The sequence below is a fragment of the Elizabethkingia bruuniana genome, from assembly GCF_002024805.1.
GTDB classification, from domain to species: Bacteria; Bacteroidota; Bacteroidia; order Flavobacteriales; family Weeksellaceae; genus Elizabethkingia; species Elizabethkingia bruuniana.
In genome coordinates this window covers 3784517-3802978 of the sequence record NZ_CP014337.1, presented here as the reverse complement: position 1 = coordinate 3802978, position 18462 = coordinate 3784517, and the positions used below count along the sequence as shown (strand labels likewise).

Annotated in this window: 18 protein-coding genes and 3 pseudogenes; all 21 read right to left on the bottom strand. The window is 40.7% G+C overall.

The features are described from left to right. Positions 1–21 precede the first annotated feature (21 nt). The 21 genes and pseudogenes from AYC65_RS21135 to AYC65_RS17765 all read right to left on the bottom strand — a co-directional run bounded on the left by AYC65_RS21135 (position 22) and on the right by AYC65_RS17765 (position 18454). Positions 22–243, bottom strand: coding sequence for a hypothetical protein (locus tag AYC65_RS21135; protein WP_234300390.1), 222 nt, complete (start codon positions 241–243; stop codon positions 22–24). Positions 244–363: 120 nt separating this feature from the next. Continuing rightward, a complete protein-coding gene (locus tag AYC65_RS21130) occupies positions 364–915 on the bottom strand; it encodes a nucleotidyl transferase AbiEii/AbiGii toxin family protein (protein WP_234300389.1) in 552 nt (183 codons plus the stop codon). A gap of 109 nt (positions 916–1024) precedes the next feature. After that, positions 1025–1578, bottom strand: a pseudogene (locus AYC65_RS17845) (DUF6088 family protein). A 205-nt stretch (positions 1579–1783) separates the two neighbouring features. After that, entirely contained in the window at positions 1784–2935 is a 1152-nt protein-coding gene (locus AYC65_RS17840) for a hypothetical protein (protein WP_059333871.1), read from the bottom strand. A 33-nt stretch (positions 2936–2968) separates the two neighbouring features. After that, complete coding sequence (locus AYC65_RS17835; RefSeq protein WP_034871872.1) at positions 2969–3604, bottom strand: hypothetical protein; 636 nt, start codon at positions 3602–3604, stop codon at positions 2969–2971. A 291-nt stretch (positions 3605–3895) separates the two neighbouring features. After that, positions 3896–5611, bottom strand: coding sequence for a multicopper oxidase family protein (locus AYC65_RS17830; protein ID WP_455709023.1), 1716 nt, complete (start codon positions 5609–5611; stop codon positions 3896–3898). 30 nt (positions 5612–5641) lie between these two features. Continuing rightward, positions 5642–6421, bottom strand: a complete 780-nt coding sequence (locus tag AYC65_RS21280; protein WP_455709024.1) for a multicopper oxidase domain-containing protein — start codon at positions 6419–6421, stop codon at positions 5642–5644. A 246-nt stretch (positions 6422–6667) separates the two neighbouring features. After that, positions 6668–6775, bottom strand: a pseudogene (locus AYC65_RS21210) (heavy metal-binding domain-containing protein); the annotation flags it as partial. Between the two features lie 43 nt (positions 6776–6818). After that, positions 6819–8945 (bottom strand): heavy metal translocating P-type ATPase, encoded by a 2127-nt coding sequence (locus AYC65_RS17825; RefSeq protein WP_034871873.1) that lies wholly within the window; start codon positions 8943–8945, stop codon positions 6819–6821. A 37-nt stretch (positions 8946–8982) separates the two neighbouring features. Further along, on the bottom strand, positions 8983–9555 hold the full coding sequence (locus AYC65_RS17820) for a DUF305 domain-containing protein (protein ID WP_234300387.1): 573 nt from the start codon (positions 9553–9555) through the stop codon (positions 8983–8985). A gap of 46 nt (positions 9556–9601) precedes the next feature. Next, complete coding sequence (locus AYC65_RS17815) at positions 9602–10162, bottom strand: AAA family ATPase (RefSeq protein WP_034871875.1); 561 nt, start codon at positions 10160–10162, stop codon at positions 9602–9604. Positions 10163–10171: 9 nt separating this feature from the next. Next, positions 10172–11545, bottom strand: coding sequence for an MBL fold metallo-hydrolase RNA specificity domain-containing protein (locus tag AYC65_RS17810; RefSeq protein ID WP_034871876.1), 1374 nt, complete (start codon positions 11543–11545; stop codon positions 10172–10174). A 13-nt stretch (positions 11546–11558) separates the two neighbouring features. Next, a complete protein-coding gene (locus tag AYC65_RS17805; protein WP_034871878.1) occupies positions 11559–12401 on the bottom strand; it encodes an ATP cone domain-containing protein in 843 nt (280 codons plus the stop codon). A 26-nt stretch (positions 12402–12427) separates the two neighbouring features. Then, entirely contained in the window at positions 12428–13489 is a 1062-nt protein-coding gene (locus AYC65_RS17800; RefSeq protein WP_034871880.1) for a class I fructose-bisphosphate aldolase, read from the bottom strand. Positions 13490–13642: 153 nt separating this feature from the next. After that, positions 13643–14674 (bottom strand): type II glyceraldehyde-3-phosphate dehydrogenase, encoded by a 1032-nt coding sequence (locus AYC65_RS17795; protein ID WP_034871882.1) that lies wholly within the window; start codon positions 14672–14674, stop codon positions 13643–13645. 67 nt (positions 14675–14741) lie between these two features. Next, positions 14742–14891, bottom strand: a pseudogene (locus AYC65_RS21270) (YVTN family beta-propeller repeat protein); the annotation flags it as partial. Between the two features lie 47 nt (positions 14892–14938). After that, positions 14939–15280: a four-helix bundle copper-binding protein gene (locus AYC65_RS21275; protein WP_059333872.1), complete on the bottom strand. Its 342-nt coding sequence runs from the start codon at positions 15278–15280 to the stop codon at positions 14939–14941. 230 nt (positions 15281–15510) lie between these two features. Continuing rightward, positions 15511–15762: a heavy-metal-associated domain-containing protein gene (locus AYC65_RS17780; RefSeq protein WP_052114811.1), complete on the bottom strand. Its 252-nt coding sequence runs from the start codon at positions 15760–15762 to the stop codon at positions 15511–15513. Between the two features lie 333 nt (positions 15763–16095). Continuing rightward, complete coding sequence (locus AYC65_RS17775) at positions 16096–16665, bottom strand: helix-turn-helix domain-containing protein (protein ID WP_059333873.1); 570 nt, start codon at positions 16663–16665, stop codon at positions 16096–16098. A gap of 120 nt (positions 16666–16785) precedes the next feature. Beyond that, positions 16786–17247, bottom strand: a complete 462-nt coding sequence (locus AYC65_RS17770) for a heme-binding domain-containing protein (RefSeq protein WP_034871885.1) — start codon at positions 17245–17247, stop codon at positions 16786–16788. A gap of 1 nt (position 17248) precedes the next feature. Next, positions 17249–18454: an efflux RND transporter periplasmic adaptor subunit gene (locus AYC65_RS17765; protein WP_034871887.1), complete on the bottom strand. Its 1206-nt coding sequence runs from the start codon at positions 18452–18454 to the stop codon at positions 17249–17251. Between the last annotated feature and the right edge of the window lie 8 nt (positions 18455–18462).

The window sequence follows — 18462 nt, the reverse complement described above, 5'->3', positions numbered from 1 at the left end:
ATTTTAGCAAAACCTTTTCCCTTAAATCATTTCCCAATTGAGGCTGTTGATTTTATCTTTCAGTCTTTTAAGAGTTTCAATTATTTTAGAAAAAGTTGGTCTGTTTTCGCCACAAACCATTTCTTCTCGCATTTTGGCATAATCTTTTTCCCATAATTCAATGATATTTTCTGGTGGAATAGGGTTTATTGTGGCTGGCCTGTGCAGGCTATAGTCGATACCGGAGATTTTGGCAAACTCCATTCTGTGCTTTACAATGGTTTCATAGAGTTCCTTATTCTGTAGGGCACTTTCTGAATATTATGTTTTTGAAAAAGCATATAGATCGTACAAATGGCGGCTGAGCAGATCTACCCTTATTTTTTAAGCGGTTTTCTGAAACTCTTCATGCAGAAGGAAAATTTTTTCTAAAAAAGTCCTTTCCGGATTAACGGATGGTATTTCTTCGCTTTTTTCCGAAAAACTCTGCTCTGGATATTCATCATCAACCATCGCGGAAATTTTTTTCATCGTAAATGGCTCAATTAATGAACGGCACCCGACTTCTATTTGAACTCTCGGCTTCAGATATTCCGTAACTTCAATTATATTTGGATAAAAAATATTGATAATACGAGGATCCTGATCGGAATTCTGGGTTTCGGCCAACGAGAAAGTGACATTTTCCAAGCCTTTCTCTTTAAATTTTTCCTGTAATTCTAAATAAAAAACCTCGCTGATATATTGGCCGGAAGCCTTCCTTAATTTGGTTTTCTTGTTTTTAGTCAAACTTCCTTCGAAGCCAAGAAACTCTCTTTCGATGGCCAAATCAATGTCTTCGGAAAACCTTTCTATGAGGTTCCACGCCTTGCTCAGCGAGGTGCCACCTTTGAAAACCAAATGCTCGGCTACATCCAATTCAAAAACCGCTTTCAAAGTTTGCGATACCCACCAGTCTTTTTCGACGGCAAACGGTGTTATTCCTCTTTTTTCGGCAACTTGTGTAAAAGCAAGGACCCTCGTTTATTGGGGAAGGGCTAAAAATTTATTTGTCATTATTTTTATTTATGGCGTTCCGCATTATTATCCTAATCCATTCTGGCGCAAGGCGAATGTCGTGTTCCAAGCGGTATGGATTTTCCTTTTTAAGCTTTTCTATAACTAAATCCTTTTCCTGTTGAGTGACATTGTCCTTCCCGATTTCTTTCAAAGCTTGGATTACAAGTCCGCTTATTTCACCAATCGCAGCGAGGTTTTTCGGGCTTGTTTTTTTGAATTTTATTTTTCTTTTGCCGAGATCAACTGTTCGTGCAGAACCGTCTGTAAGATACACCAAATTGAGGGGAATCTGGGTGGAGAGTCCTAGTGCATTGAGCGCCAGAATTCCCGTTGGAATAATGCGCGCCTTGTCTCTTTTGCGAATTACCTCTGCAATCTGTTCGGCAGAAGGCTGAATATTTCCCAAAACTGGATCCGTTTGTAAAACAGCGTAAATCCCCTCGCAACACGGGAAATACCGCCGTTATTGACCAATCTTTCCAATTCTTTTGCAACTGCTCTGGCATTGCCGAAAGCAAGAAAGCCTTCAATAAAAAACAACGTACCCCTCTTCGCTTTTTTATTTTTACAAGTATTTTATCATCAATGCTTTGCATATGCAATTTACGGTTATTTTGTCGCAAATTTAGAAAATATTTGCGACGAAAAAGAAGATTCGCTTCTCAAATAATTAGAGAAATCGGACGAATAAAGATTGAAAATATTCTTTCTAGAACCTGGAATAAAAAATAAATTATTAAAACACTTAATTAAACACAACCTCGGTTTTATAAAAGAAAGTCTTTGTTGTTTCGAAACCTTCTGCCCTTTTCATAAGATAATAATCCAATTTTTCGATGCTTCCGCTGGCTAATTTAATAATCTTCATAAAGTCAGAAAGTTCCATTATATTGAGATAACAGTTATATTGTGAAATTAATTTAAAAATTGAAATGTTAAAATCTTCCCATTCCCCAAATGAGGGTAATTCTGAAACTAAAATAATACATTGTGGTACTAACCCTTTGTTAATCTCAATTTTCAGATTTGATTTAGAGTCAAATACCGATATTTCATTTGATACACTTCTCAAAGCTCCGGCAAGTTGATTAACCGCCTTTAATATTTGCTTTTTAATATTATCCTGTTGTTTGGAAATGGATTTATCAAAAGCCTTTTGAGAAGATAAAACCTTGGATTCAATATAAAATGTTCCCAATTCATAATGGGCAAAAATATCGGTGAGTTCCTTTTTTCTGCCTGAAGAATTAAAATAAGGATTGAGAAAAATATTATTGGTTTTAAATATAGATTCTAAGGGTACGAACACTTTTTTTTCAAGTTGATCTCCCTCTTTTTCCTCTAAATAATGAGTGGTAATATTTTGATCAGTAATAAAAGCAGATTGTATCGCAACTCCATTGGAGACATTTATTTCTATTCTCTGAAAATCTTGATAGTTTTTGGCGTCAAAATCCAATTTCATTTGATCTAAAACTTTCTTCCAATTATCATTGTTATATTCAGTATCAATGTTTTGCCATTGAATTTCAACAGTATTCTCACTTAGGGTAGCATTGCTTGATAAAACGGGAACCCCCAATTCATCATAAAAGTCCACTAAAATTGAATTCCCACTTTTCAATATTATTTTAAGTGCATCTATTTCAAGCAGAAAATTACTGGATTGAGTTACAATCAAGGGATTATCAATATGGTCATAAATGAATAATCCAATAACAGGGTATGTTTTTTCTGAAACAAAATACTGCCCTACTAACATTTCTAATTTACATCCTTGGTTGATGGCTCTAATAATATGATTAGGCAACTTAATAATAAACTTCTCTAAACCATTGTCATAAAACCAGATTCCCACTTCTTCATCATTAAGGCGGGAAGAAATAAAATCATCCAATGTTTCATATTTATTATTAAAATCCAAAATCTATTAATCCAGTTTTTTTAAGTATTTGAATTTTACAAAACTTGCAACTATATCGACTTCTGGAAATAAAGTAGCTTGGTTGAAACCAAAGCTTTCCAGTTGTTGTAATATTTGAGTATTAGACTTTTTATCGATAATAATTCGTTGATCTGAATTACTTCCTCTTTCAATCCATTTTTTGTTAAATTTAGCCATTGGTTTATATAACCCGAAAATAGTAAATAATGATGGACTAATACCAAAAATTAAGAATGCCCCATGTTGCTTGGCAATCCTTGGGTTGTCAAGTTTAGGTTTAACGGCATAAACAGAAGAAACATCTTTCGGATCGAGATTTATCTTCACGAATGTTATGTAGTAATTTCCAAAATATGTTTGACTGCATACTTCAATTGAGTCCTGAAGTTCTTTGCGGAAGTGACTTTGCAACTTTTCAACAAAAAAATATCTAAAAATGTTAACTTCTGAATTTGTTACAAGAGGAAACCTTACTTTAAATAAATTTAGAAAAGAATTAAAGACATGCTGAAATGGGTGCCCGTCATTTTCTTCGTAGCCCTCAATTATCTTCTCTTCATTGTCATTTAAAAAATTTAAAACTTTTGGGTGAATTTCATCAAAATGCTCATGTAGTTCCACAGGGAGTTTTTATTTAAACCAATAAAGCAATGTAAGTCATCATTTTGCTGACAGTAAGCAAGTTAGATAATTTTATAAAAACATAAGACATCGTATAAACCATTAAACAATCCCCGATTTAGTCCCTGATTTTAGAGGGAGGGACTAGAAATTGATACTTCAAATTTCTTCGTAATAAGTATTTTCCCCCTTCCTTTATTACATATCTGGCTGCGTACGAGCAAAATAAAGTGCAATCGGTCTTTATTTAACGTGTTGCACCCTATTAAACATTGCTCATCAACAAGTATCTTAATAATTCAAAGTAATCCCTGCACCCCAGCTCATATCGCTGTCGTAGTGGGTTGAGATTCCGATATTTTTTGTGACGATATATTTAAGACCTGCCATATATTCTTTGTCGGTATTGACCATGAATGCCCCGCGCAAACGCGCAGTCAACGGAATGTCTTCACGTTTCAGCTGGAACCTTACAATTCCGTCTGTAAATATTTCTGCCTGCAGGTCCACCAACATCGGGAGTTTATACATGATACCAGCGCTGAAAGTTTTTCTTTCATCTTTAGTAGATGCCTGTCCAAAAAGGTTTTTTTCAATATAATTCCTGTCAATCTTTCTATAACGATAGTTAAATCCGATAAATGGTTTCAGCCACTGCATACGGTCCACATACCTGCCGAGTTGGGTTTCCACCTCGTAGCCGTGATGGGGATTGTAACCTAAACGCCATTCTGTTCCCAATTCCCAGCGGGCATTTGAGATCCTCGCCATCCCGTCGTTACCATTAGTAGCAAAATCGTTTTCGGCCATAAGGTGCCACATGTTACTTTCGCGCTGGAGCTTTTTGTAAGCTGAAGCTTTATCGGGCAGCAAAGGATTCTGATAATCACCAACAGCAAAAACACGGTTCATCCCCGCCATCATGTGATAGAGGATGTGACAGTGGAAGAACCAGTCCCCATCCGTTTTTGATTCAAATTCTATGACATTGGTTTCCATGGGCATAACATCCAACACATTTTTGAGGGGTGCCTGAACACCATTTTTGTTGAGTACGCGGAAATCAAATCCGTGCAGGTGCATCGGGTGGCGCATCATCGAATTATTGAATAGGGTAATGCGGAGAATTTCGCCTTTCTTCACCAATATTTTGTCCGATTCTGCCAGAACTTTATCGTCCATGCTCCAAACGTAGCGGTTCATGTTTCCCGTAAGGGTAAACTTGAGCTCGCGCACGAGACTGTCTTTCGGGAGTGAAGTGTCATAGGGCGACTTCATCATTCCGTAATTCAATGTCGTAATCCCTGACGCAGGCATCTGGTGCTTTGAATGATCCATTTGCGCATCGTTGTTGTCCATCTTGTCCATTGGCATTGCTTCATTATTTTCCGCGATGATTTCGGGATACATCACCTGATTCATATCCATCGTCTGGTAACTCATGTCCATGCCCATATCCTTCATGTCGCCGTTCATTTTCATCATATCGTTCATCATTTTCATGCCTTCAAAATATTTGAGTTTTGGCAATGGATGATGGAATTTACGGACGCCTTCTCCAATATAAACAGATGCTGATTTCGTTCGGTCTTCGGGGGTAACGAGGAGTTCATAGGAGGTGTTTTCTTCCGGAATTTCAACTACAATATCCACAGTTTCAGAAACAGCAAGGATTAGACGGTCTACCTCCACGGGTTCAATATCCAGTCCGTCACTGGCCACTACTTTAATTTTTCCGCCCGCATAATTAAGCCAGAAATAAGAGGAAGCCCCGCCGTTGGCTATTTGCAGCCGTACTTTGTCACCGGCTTTGTATCCTGCCAGCTGGCTTTCGGTTTTCCCGTTAACCAGAAATGCGTCATAGTAAACGTCGCTCACATCCATGGCCAGCATGCGCTTCCACTCATTGGTAAGCTTGGTTTTGAAATGTCCCTGTTTTATGGCTTCAGAATAGCTCTGCGTAGCGCCCTTCTTGATTGCGAACCAGTCGTTCGCATTGCGGAGCATCCGCTGAACATTATTGGGGTTCAGGTTTGTTCACTCGCTCAGGATAAGGTGCTCCGTGGGCAAATCATCAATCCCCGGTCGGAAAGTAGGATCTTCGGGACGTTTTTTCAGAATCATCATCCCATACATTCCAATCTGCTCCTGCAGACCAGTATGTGAGTGATACCAGTGGGTTCCGTTTTGGATGATCGGAAACGAATACGTGTAGGTTGAATGTGGTGGAATGGGTTTCTGGGTAAGCCAGGGAACCCCATCTTCTTTATTTGGAAGATGAAGACCGTGCCAGTGCAGAGAAGTTTCTTCATCCATTAAATTATGGACAATCACTTCCGCCGTATCGCCCTCATAAAACTCCAGCTTTGGCATCGGAATCTGCCCGTTTACGGCAATGGCGCGTTTTTGTTTGCCCGCGAAATTTACCAGGGTGTCTTTAACATAAAGATGGTAGGTCACTTTGCGTCCGCCTTTTAGGTGCTTTTCAGGCATCGGCATGACCATTTTGTGTTCACTATGCATCTGCATGTTTCCATGTGCAGAATGATCTTCCTTCTTTCCTTTTTGAGGGACCAGATTCATACCGCACTTGGGACACTTTCCCGGTTTGTCCGAAATCACCTCGGGATGCATCGGACAGGTGTAACCTTTTTGCGCTGCTTCATGCTGATGCGGATCTGAAGTTTGATGTTCGGGGGTTTTGCCGGTACCCTGATGCTGGCCGCTTTCCTTTTGAGGAACCAGATTCATACCGCACTTGGGACACTTTCCGGGTTTGTCCGAAACCACCTCGGGGTGCATCGGACAGGTGTACATCTTTTGCGCTGCTTCATGCGGATGGGGAGCAGTTGTTGAATGTTCCGGCGTTTTGACGCTTGTTGGATCTTTCGGTACTGCTTTAGTCTTTGGCATCACCGGTTTTTTAACTTCCGCTTTTGTCTTTGTTTTTGCAGGGGTCACTTCAGGTTTCTTACCCGTAGTTTTTTTAACTGCGGTGGCCTTTTTAGGAGCGGGCGCGGATTTGGCCGCCGTTTTTTTCTCAGTAAGGGTTTTCTTTACCAAGGTCATACCGCAAATGGGGCAGTTACCGGGTGCTGATTTCACGACCTGCGGATGCATCGGGCAGGTGTACACGGTTTTGGTGCTCTGTGAATAACTGTTTATGGACATTGCCATAAATAGAAAGAGCGAAAATATATATTTCATCTTGTGATTATTTAATTTTTAACAAACTTGCATTAAGTGCGACCACGATGGTACTGACACTCATCAGCACTGCGCCCATGGCGGGACTCAGGACATATGTGGGATACAGAACACCTGCAGCAAGTGGAATAGCCACGACGTTATAGCCCACTGCCCATACGAGATTCTGGATCATCTTGCTGTAAGTTTTCTTTCCAAAATCTATCATTTTCACCACGTCTCGAGGGTCACTATTGACCAGAATAATATCTGCGGTTTCGGCAGCAACATCAGTTCCGCTGCCAACTGCAATGCCTACATCTGCTGCTGCCAAAGCCGGTGCATCATTTACGCCGTCTCCTGTCATGGCAACGATTTCTCCTTTATCCTGAAATTCTTTTACTTTTTCCTGTTTGTGGTGCGGAAGTACATTTGCCAAATATCCGTCCATTCCTAACTGCTTTGACACCGCCGCCGCTACCTTTTCGTTATCACCTGTAAGCAGGAATGATTTAATGTTCATGCTTCGAAGTTGGTCAATAGCTTCTTTTGCGCCTTCGCGAATGGTATCTGCTAAAGAAACAATACCCACGGGCACGTCATCAATCAAAATAAAGTTCACTGTTTCTGCATCCTGGTTGATTTCTTCCGGAATGGCAGGTACCTGTTTATTGTTTTGAACAAAATAATTAGGACCAGCCGCGACAACCGATTTACCGTTTACGATTCCTGTCACTCCAATTCCCTGCATGTAGCGGAAATTATCTGACTTCCATAGCTCCAGTTTTTTCTCGGAAAGGGTCTGCATGATTCCTTTTGCAATGTGATGTTCGGAGTTCTGCTGCACTGCTGCTGCATACTGGAGTAAATCGTTTTCCGAATAGTGTTCCGTTAGAGGAATGATTTTCTGCACAGTGTGGGAACCTTTCGTAAGGGTGCCGGTTTTATCGAAAATAATGGTCGATAATTTTCTGGTGGTTTCAAAAGCCGTGCGGTTTCTGATGAGTAAACCATTTGTCGCTGAAAGTGTAGTGGAAATGGCCACCACCAGAGGGATTGCCACTCCTAAAGCATGAGGGCAGGCCGTTACCATTACCGTTACCATCCGTTCCAGAGCAAAAGCCAAATCTCCCATGGTGATGTACCAGTAAGCGAAAGTTCCTACTCCCACCACAATTGCTACTATAGTAAGCCATTTGGCTACTTTATCCGCCAGATTCTGAGTGTTCGACTTTGCTGCCTGCGCATCCTGAACCAAATTAATGACCTTATTGAGGTACGAATCCTTTCCAACCCCTGTTGCTTTTATCTTTAAAGCCCCGTCTCCATTGATAGACCCTGCGATAACCTTTCCACCGGACTCTTTTCTTACAGGAACACTTTCTCCGGTCAGCATGCTTTCATTTAAATAGGAACTGCCCTCGACAATCAGACCGTCAGCGGCGACTTTTTCGCCCGGTCTTATGATTACGGTATCTCCGTTTTTCAGCTGTTCCAGTTTTATTTTAACCGGACTTCCGTTCTGCTCGACGGTTACGTCATTTGGTAGTAAGGCAACTAGAGATTGCAACGCTTTTGAAGCAGCCATCTGCGAACGCATTTCGAGCCAGTGACCCAGAAGCATGATGACAATTAGGGTGGCGAGCTCCCAAAAGAAATCCATGCCCGGCAGCCCGAATACGACGGCAACGGAATAGACATAAGCTACGGTAATCGCCACAGCAACGAGCGTCATCATCCCAATAGCTCCGGCTTTCACTTCACCCAAAAACCCTTTGAAAAATGGCATTCCACCGTAGAAATAAATAATACTTCCCAAAACCAACAGCACGTATTTATCGCCTTGAAAAGCTATGGTGAAACCAAGCCACTGCTGAATCATGTGGGAAAGCAGCAGCACCGGGACAGAAAGTACCAGTGTAATCCAGAATCTTTTTAGAAAATCCGGAGTATGATGACCTGCATGTTTGTCAAATCCCGCCGCTGAACTATCAGATTCTGAGTGATGATCATGATTCTGATGATGATGGCTGTGTTCGTCTTTTTCAGCTGGGGCGGTTCCTCCCAAGGGAATTAAGTTCATTCCGCAAAGTGGACATTTCCCCGGTTCGTCCTTCAATATCTGGGGATGCATGGGACAGGTGTATTTTTTCATAATTCAATTTTTTTGTGTTAAATTCTGCTATTTGAGATTACTTCCGGGTTTGAAGTTCCTTAATTTTCGCCTTCATGACGGCAATTTCCTCCTCCTGTGCTTTGATAATTTCCTCGCCCAACTTTCTCACTTCCGGATCGACCAGATTACTTTCTTCGACCATAAGAATAGCCCCTGCATGGTGTGGAATCATGGACTTTAGGAACTGGACATCTCCCACGGCTGTCTGCTGCCGAATGCCAGACCAAAACAGCACCATCGCCAACACACCGACACCCATCAGTACCTTATTGAGTTTTTTATTGGGATACATCTTTGCCATTAACAGCAGTTCGATGATCAACATAGGAGAAGCCATTAGTCCGGCCATATAAAACTGATTAATATTGGGAATCACATTGGATAACCGATCAACCATCGCATACATTAATATAAACATGGATACGAAGGAAATGAGAAGCATCCAAAACAACTTTTTGTATGCAGAGGCGTGGCTTTTTTGCGCGTGCTGGACAGACTCCTTGCCCGATTCCATTTCATGTTTGGAATGATTGCCTGTTGCTGAATCAGTATCCTTAAGCATGTTGTGATCATGTTCTGAATTTTTCATAATAATAATTTCTTATATGTTAACAATTTGGATGAATATTTTTTGTTCATAAATTATCTAAAATGAATTTCACTCTTTCTTCGGGAGGCAAAACCGGAACAAAAACGATAGTGAAACCGAGATTGGTATAGCTTTCTATTATCAACTGATGAATTAGTTTTTGATCGTCTTCATTTTCGGTTCTCGCATAGTCTTTGGTAAACGGCAATCGGTCTAGAATAAAGATTTTTTTGTAGGAAACCCCGTTGACGGCATTAAGTAACTTTTCATCATAATCCAAGTTTAAAAATTGATAATAAGCCATTGCGTCCGGGATAGCCCTGTCCAAAAAAACCATATCCTCCTTATTGAGCGATCCTTCTTGGGCAATCTGCATATCTAACACGCCCAATTGAAATTTCGTTTTATTGCTTCTGATTTCTTCAACAGAATTTCCTTCATTATGCATGGTATCAATGTAATGCCTGGCGTGCTCAATTGTCGTAAGGTAACCTTGCTTCTGAAGCAAATCAATGGTCGTTGTTTTTCCGGTACTGGGTCCGCCGGTAATCACATACCAGTTGGTCTCATTTGAATGCTTGATTTTACTGTCCGTTATATGATTCATCTCTCCAAATTATAATTCTTCAATATCATAAAGTTGCGGTATTTGCGAATCCCAGCCGTAGGTTTCTTTTATGCCCAGCTGCAGCGCTTCTGCGCTTTCCTTTTCTCCATGTACGATGAAAATTCTTTCAGGAATATTTGTTATTTCATTCATCCAACCAATGAGTTCATTGTGGTCTGCATGTGAAGATAGTCCTTCAATTTCCGCTATTTCCATATTGAAAGGAACCCATTTTCCATACACTTTTAGTTCTTTCTCACCATCCAATAGTTTTCTTCCACGGGTTCCTTCGGCCTGATAGCCGACAAAAAGCAGGGTATTATCAGGGTTTTGTGCCTGGGTTTCAAGATAGTTGAGCATTCTGCCACCGGTGAGCATCCCGCTGCCGGCGATAACAATTTTTGGTTTGTTGTCGGACCGCAACTCCATGGTTTCCTGATAGCTGCTGACCACCGTGAAATGATCGCACATTTCATCACATTCGTCGGTTGTTAACCGGTGCCAATCTCTGGTACGGTAAAACAGATCGAGTATGCTGGCTCCCATCGGACTGTCCATGATTATCGGTACTTTGGGTATTTTATTTTCGTTAAGCAACCTCCATAAAATAAGCATCATCAGTTGAGCACGTTCAACCGAAAAACTGGGAATAAACACGCTGCCTCCACGGTTAATGGTATCGTTGACTAATTTTTCAATCTCCAGAACCGCTTCCACTTCATCCGGATGAAACCTTCCTCCGTAGGTTGACTCTATGAAAAGAACATCCGCCTTTTCGGGTTTCAGGGGTGGATATAGCAGTAGATCATTTGTGCGTCCAATATCTCCCGAAAAAACAAAGCGTTTTCCCTGTAGATCCAACTCTATAAAGGTGGCGCCCAAAATATGTCCATTGTATTGAAATCGGGCGCTCACACCATCAAACAAAGGAATCCACTGTGATGGCGGAACCTCCTTAAAATGGGAAATGGTTTTTGCTACATCCTTCACACCATACAGCGGTTCTGCCGGACTGTGTTTGGAGTAGCCTTCCTTATTGGCTCGCGCTGCTTCCTGTTCCTGGATTTTGGCACTGTCGTTCAGAATGATTGTGGCAATATCCAAAGTTGGATTTGTTCCGTAAACCAATCCACTAAAACCATATTTTACCAATCGGGGAAGGTATGCTGTGTGGTCGAAATGGCCATGAGTCAATAAAACGGCATCAATGGCTGAAACGTCCACAGGCGGATATTCCCAGTTTTTAAGCCGTAATTCCTTTAATCCTTGAAAAACTCCGCAGTCGATTAGGAGTTGATGTGCTCCTGTATCGATTAAATATTTGGAACCCGTTACTGTACCCGCAGCGCCCAAAAAATGAATGGTAATTTTTGTATTTTTCATTGGTCAGATTGATTTAGTGTTGAGTGCATAATTCTTTTGCGTCTTCGATAATGTTTTTGTGTCGCGGTTTTGAAATTCCAATTTGGTTTAAAACATCCGGTTGTTCATAAATTTCTCTGCAAAGGACTAATCCAATGTCTAATAATTTTGTTTTTTCGTTTTTTGTCAGGGTCGTTAAAGCGGTTAATGGGTGCAGCCCGGATATGTCTATTCTCTCTTTTAAACCGTTACCAAGAGGATAGTCCCAACTTGCCATCAGTAAACCTGCACATTTACCGTATTGTATCGCGTCGGTGGTGAATCTTGTATTGGTATACACCCCTCCTTTAGAAATTTTTCCTTCATTACTTTTTTGCTTTTTCCACTGTTTTTCTACATCCAGAAATCTGGAATTGACATATAAAGGAATTTTCACATTGCAAAACCTTCCTTGGTCACTATGAAATTTACACTCAATAAAATAATGATTATCTTCTTTCTGTGCGATTACATCTATCTCATGCGATACGCAATTTCCTGGCACAATGATCCCAACCTCGGTGGCAAATCCCTCATGTGCCATCAGTTTGCCAACTAATTTTTCAAAAGGAAAACCCGAGGGACCCAATTCAAGGAGTGCGTTTTTGAGTTTGTATTTTGAAGCACTTACGCGGGAATATTTTTTTAACAAATCAAAAGCAATTTTATAGATCTTTGTGGTGGTCATGCCTTCGTAAATCTTGGACTGAACCTCACCAACGATTTGCTGAATGACGTTTTCCCCAGCAGACGCGCGCCTAAGTGAATTAATGAGTTTTTCGACATCAAATGCGACAATATCTCCGGACTTTTTTACGATGCTAATGGGAATCTTCATTTTCTGATAGTTTGTTGAAACTTATTTTAGGCAACTGTTATCTTATTATCGAGATATACACTCTGTACCCTTTGTAGCAAGTTCACACCGTCTTTAAACGGGCGCTGAAATGCCTTCCGACCCATAATCAGTCCAGTGCCGCCCGCTCTTTTGTTGATGACCGCTGTTGTAATGGCCTCAAGCAGATCTGACTCACCTTTTGAATCGCCACCGGAGTTAATTAATCCGATTTTGCCCATGTAACAGTTCGCTACCTGCAGCCTGCAGAGGTCAATCGGGTGGGGAGTTGTTAGTGCCTCATACATCGCGTCATCGTATTTACCGAACTTAATGTTTTTGAATCCAAAATTATTTGTCGGCAATTTTTGTTTAATAATATCAGCTTGAATTGTTACTCCGATATGATTGGCTTGTCCTGTCAAATCCGCAGCGGAGTGATAATCCTGATCTGCTGTTTTAAATGCCTCATTTCGAAGATAGCACCATAATATAGTCGCCATACCGAGCTGATGGGCATGCTCAAACGCCTCGGAAATTTCTGTGATCTGCCTGTCGCTTTCTTCCGAACCAAAATAGATGGTTGCTCCTATGGCAACTGCCCCCATATCCCAGGCGTTTTTTACTTTTCCAAATAGCGTTTGGTCATATTTATTTGGAAAGCTCAGTAATTCATTGTGATTAATCTTTACAATGAAAGGGATTCTGTGCGCATATTTTCGGGCATTCAAGGCTAACCCGCCGAAGGTAGAAGCCACACCGTTACAGCCGGCTTCGAGTGCAAGTTTTAAAATGTTTTCAGGGTCGAAATAGTCGGGGTTTTTATAAAACGAGTATACAGCACTATGCTCAATACCCTGATCAACAGGAAGAATGCTCAGATAACCCGTGCCGCCAAGATTACCCTGACCGTAAAGTTGAGCGAGACTCCGCAGAACCTGCGGGTTTCTGTTGCTATCGCCAAAGACCTTTTCCAGACTGTATTTGCCTGGAGTCAGCAGTTCATCTTTTGTAATTTTTTGGCAAACGTGATCCAAATAGAAGGCTGCCTTCTTGCCTAATAAGTCTGCAATGTTATCGTTCATTTTCATTTTTTTTTAAACTTTAATTTAATCCCTAAATTTCTATTTGTTTTAGAAATAGGCATTTGCGGAAGTGCGCGTCTTACAAATATTTGCAGGGTACAAAACCATTTTCCTTAACATTTCGTTTTATTAATTTGATAATTTACTTTTTGCTTACTCCTAATAAAAACTCTGTTTTACTCCAAGGCTTTCGTTGGTCTTTTTTATTGACTTCTCAGCGTCTGGTTCTATTCCCGCCAATGCACGTATAGCGTCGATAGTTTCGGGGATTACTATAGCCTGGTTATCTACTATGTATGCATAAAACAACTCATCCCCAACTACTTTCAGCATATCTTTCCACACTGCTACTTCATACATATCTCCATAAGGGCGGCCTATTGCAAGCATTAATTCCTTAACTGTATTATTAGCTGCTAACTCATCGCTGTATTCAATCATTGCAATTCTGGTAGATTTATTGAACGCATCCAAAACTTCTTCCTTATCGGTTTTTCTGGTCAACTGTACATTCCAGTAATGTAGATGGCTTAACGTTTCCGGCACTTTAACTGCCGATGTGATAACGTTAAAAGAGGGGTCAACAGATTGCGCATCGGGTCCCTGATGGCTGGGTATATCTTTTTCGGGAACCAGGGTATTCATAATCCCGGTCAAATGGCTTTCCCATGGGTCGGTTGCACGACGAAGTAAAGTGCCTCTTGCTTTTAAGAGCAAGCCTGCATTCTTCAGTGCGGTTAGTGTTCTTACAATGGAAGTAGTGTTACAGGAAACTACTCTTGTAGCATCAAGGTTAATTGCAGTTGCATAATTATTTTCGGCACTAAAGGAATGACCGGTTGCTTCATGCTTTTCACCTCCTTGTAAGATAAACTTTTTACCAAGTTTTTTATAAAGCTCTATATTTTGAGCCGCAATTTTTTTGGGCGTACAATCCACAATAATATCTGAGGATGCAAGCAGATCGTTCAACGTGCCTGATGAATTTATGCCTGCTTCGTTCATCTTTGTTTTAAACATGTCATCGGAAGCAAACACGGGATATTTTTTCAATACTGCCATTTGAATGCGCCAGTCTGTTATTACATCGCATACACCTGCCAGTTCCATATCTTCTTGCAAATGCACTGCATCGGCAACCCGTTTGCCAATGACACCATATCCGTTAATGGCAACTCTTATTTTTTCCATAATATATATATTTAGCTTATCGATTAAATTAAAAGGTTTCCGATGTGGATTTCCTTTAATATTCTGTTTATGGCATTCCACCAGTTTCAAACCAATATCTTATTCCATTAGGGCCTTTGCCAACCGGGATTGTGTGGATCACTTTTTGACTTGCCACATCAATCACAGAAACGGTATTATCTAAAGTATTTGTTACAAAAACTGATTTACCATCGTTGCTTACTACTACACCGTGAGCCTTCTTAAATCACCACCCGTTTTAAATTACGCTGCCATTTTCCGGCATTCTTCGGCGCATTTTCTACAAGCTTCTGCACATTCACGGCAATGATCCATTCCATGTTGTGCATGTTTTTCACATTCTGCAGCACATGCTTCACAGATGTCGGCACAAATGCGGCAAATTTCTTTTGCTTTGTCGCTGCCGAGGCTCATTAACTGTGCTGAGGCATAGCAGATCGCTGCGCATTCCATGTCTAACTGAATGCATCTCGCCATCATTTTTACATCTTCTTCCTCAGTGCATGATGAAGCACAGTGATTACATATTGCAGCACATTTTAAACATGCTTCAATACAACTTTGGTACGTGTGATAACCTGTCATAATTGTTGGTTTTTATGTTAATAAATAGGTTGGTTTTTTCAATAAATATGCAGTTCCTGCGCTGATCCTGTCGCAATCATAAGTGCGTTTGATCAGGCAAGCTATTGCTGGCTACTTTGATTTTTTTTAAAAAATTTATTTGCTTCTTTAACTTAGTTTTCAGCGGAGCATTTCTACCGTTATCGTTCACATCGTACTAACATTATACTTGCCCGCGCAGTTCATACTTTTCAACAGCAACAGGAGCCACCAGACTTTTTTAAATTCTCATCTACGGAAGCGCCGGCAATACTATAACCTACTTTCGCCAAGGCTTGCGTTAACTGCGCGGTATTAATCGATTTCTCTGCTTCAATAACTGCGCGTGGTGGATGCAGACTCGCTTTTACATTCTGTACGCCATAAATTTCTTTCAACGCTTCTTCGACATTTTTAACGCAGCCTTCGCAGGACATTCCTGTTATTTCAATTTGTTGTTTCATTTTGTTTGATTTTATTCTTTTATATATTGTTACTTTCCGACTATCTGTTTTACAATACGTTCTGTGAGCCTTACTTGGCCAAACTCGTGTTGCAATAAAATAGTTTTTTGAAAGCGAGCTGGCTGTAATTACTACTGTAAAAGTACAAGTTTCTTAAACGGATGTTCTGCATAATTTTCGTTAGTTTCTGTATAATTTCGCTTTGAAAAAAAGGCCAAGTAACATCAAAACTATACCTGAAGTTTATCGAGAGTTGCGCAAAAGTCCCTGTGATTGCCGTTTCTATTTCGCAACTATTTCCTATTTATAATTTCATACGCCTAAGTTCTAAGGTTAACTAATTTCATCATAGGGTCTTCGATTGGCTAGTTCAGCATTTTTATACTCAGTCATGCTCTCTCCGGTAATCTCTTTAAACTGTCTAGATAGGTGGTTGACGCTGCTGTAATCCAGGAGATGCCCTATTTCTGAAAAGGTGTACTGCCTGAGTTGAATAAGTTGCTTTACTTTCTCAATTTTTAATTTAATAAAATATTTTTCGAGCGTTGTATTTTCAAAGTGTGAGAACAACTTGCTCAGTGACTTATATTCGTGGTTGAACTCCGTGCTTAAAATTTGAGATAGGTTTACCGTGGAATCGAGAGGGGGCTCTTCTATTTTACAAAGCAAAAAATGTTTAATTTTTTCGACGAGCACTTCCTCTGGACTATGGATTATTTCAAATTTATTGGTATGGAGAACGCTTTCAATTTTCGCCAAGATTTCAGTATGATTACCAGCCATCTCGTCGATTACCAATACCCCGAGTTCAATTGATGAAACCTTAATTCCCAGTTGTTCAAGCTCTTGCCTAAGCACTTTGAGACATCGGCTGCAAACCATATTTTTAATATTTAATTTCATCACGTTGTTTTTAATTTTTGTTGATTCTACAGCACAGTCTTTTCCGATCCTTTTTTATTCTAAACGACCATTTCTGATACTCTAAAGACCACAGGCGAGCGTCATTTCTTATGTTCTGCGTTACTTACTATATTCGTTGTCACGAAAAAAATCTAACAGTTCTTTTTTTTTATCTGCTGATAATCTCGCGTTTCCGTGCATCATGCGGTATGATTTTAAAGGCATTTCGTCTTTCTCAATCTGGCTGATGATGCTTTTTATTTTTGCTTTTTTACGTCTTTTTGAATAGTTATTGAACTCATCAAAATTGAGTTCTTCTTTGCCTTTTTTAATATGCCGGGCCATGAACCACGCGCCCGGCTGTAATACCGAATACCAGGGATAACGGGTATTATTTGAATGACAGTCATAGCAGGAAACTTTAAGGATTGCAGCCACGTTGGCGGGCACCTTTTCGGTTTTTTCAAAACTTTGACCTGCCGGAACGGTGGAGACATTACGCTCCACCGGTATGAAGTAAATGGCTAATACAACCGCCACCACGATCACCGACAGCCAACCTATGATATTCAATTTTCTCATATTACATTGTGCTCATATCGTGACCCGCCATGGGATCTGCCCCTTTCTTAAATATATATTCGCTGTTCAGAAGGTAGGCCCCGGAGACCACTACTTCGTCTCCCGCCTTAATTCCTGATGTGATTTCTATTCTGTCTTCATATTCGAGACCCGTTTCCACCATTCTGTTGACGAAGGTGTTCTTCGCGGTTTTCACCCACACCGTGGAAGATTTGCCATCCCTGATTACCGCATCCACAGGCATTGAAAGGCCATCGCGGGATTTGTTTTCCACCAGAACATATACCGGCATTCCGGGTTTCAGTAGCTTTCCTTTGTTGGGCACGGAAATGCGAACCAGATTTATCCTGCTGGAGGCGCTTATTTCAGGGTTTGTGAAATCGATCTTCCCATTAATCTTCAAATTATCCAGATCGGGAATATATACGGTGACTTTACTGTCTTTCTGAAGGAGAGCCATTTGAGAGGAATAGACCTGCGCCTCCGCCCACAGCGATGAAAGATCTGCCAGATTCACGATGGTGCCACCTTCGGCAAGATAATCCCCTTCGGCAATGCTGAGATCGGTGATGTAACCGGCTGCATTGCTGAACACGGTAGTGGTAGGCGTAGCTTTTCCTGATCTTTCCAGTTGTTTGATCTGGCTTTCGGACATTCCCCATAAATAAAGCTTGTTGCGGGAACTTTGGAGCAACTGATCAAAATCAATGGAAGTATTACCGACGAACAGCTTGCGTCTTTCTAATGCCAGCAAATATTCCTGCTTTGCATTATTGAGTTCTTCACTGTAAATATCGACCAACGGCGCCCCCTTCGGAACAAAATCGCCAATGTTTTTATAATACAACCGTTCAACTCTACCCATTACTCTGGAACTTACTGCCTGCATTTGGTACTGATTAAAATTGAGTGTTCCAGTCAGGGTAAGTTTGTCGGCCATAGACCCATCAGATAGCGCGACTGTTTTGATATTCCCAAGTTTAACCTGCTCGTCATTCAGGATGATTTCATTGGGATCCGCGTTCTTTTTCTTCTCGACAGGCACCAAATCCATGTGACAAATGGGGCATTTTCCGGGTTTATCGGAGACTACCTGCGGGTGCATGGAACAGGTGTAGTAGATATCGTGGCCGGCATGCGGATCTTCCTCCTTTTTACAAGAGTAAAGAAAAACCAGCAAGGCCAGCATTAAAATATTAAATTTCATCTTATCAA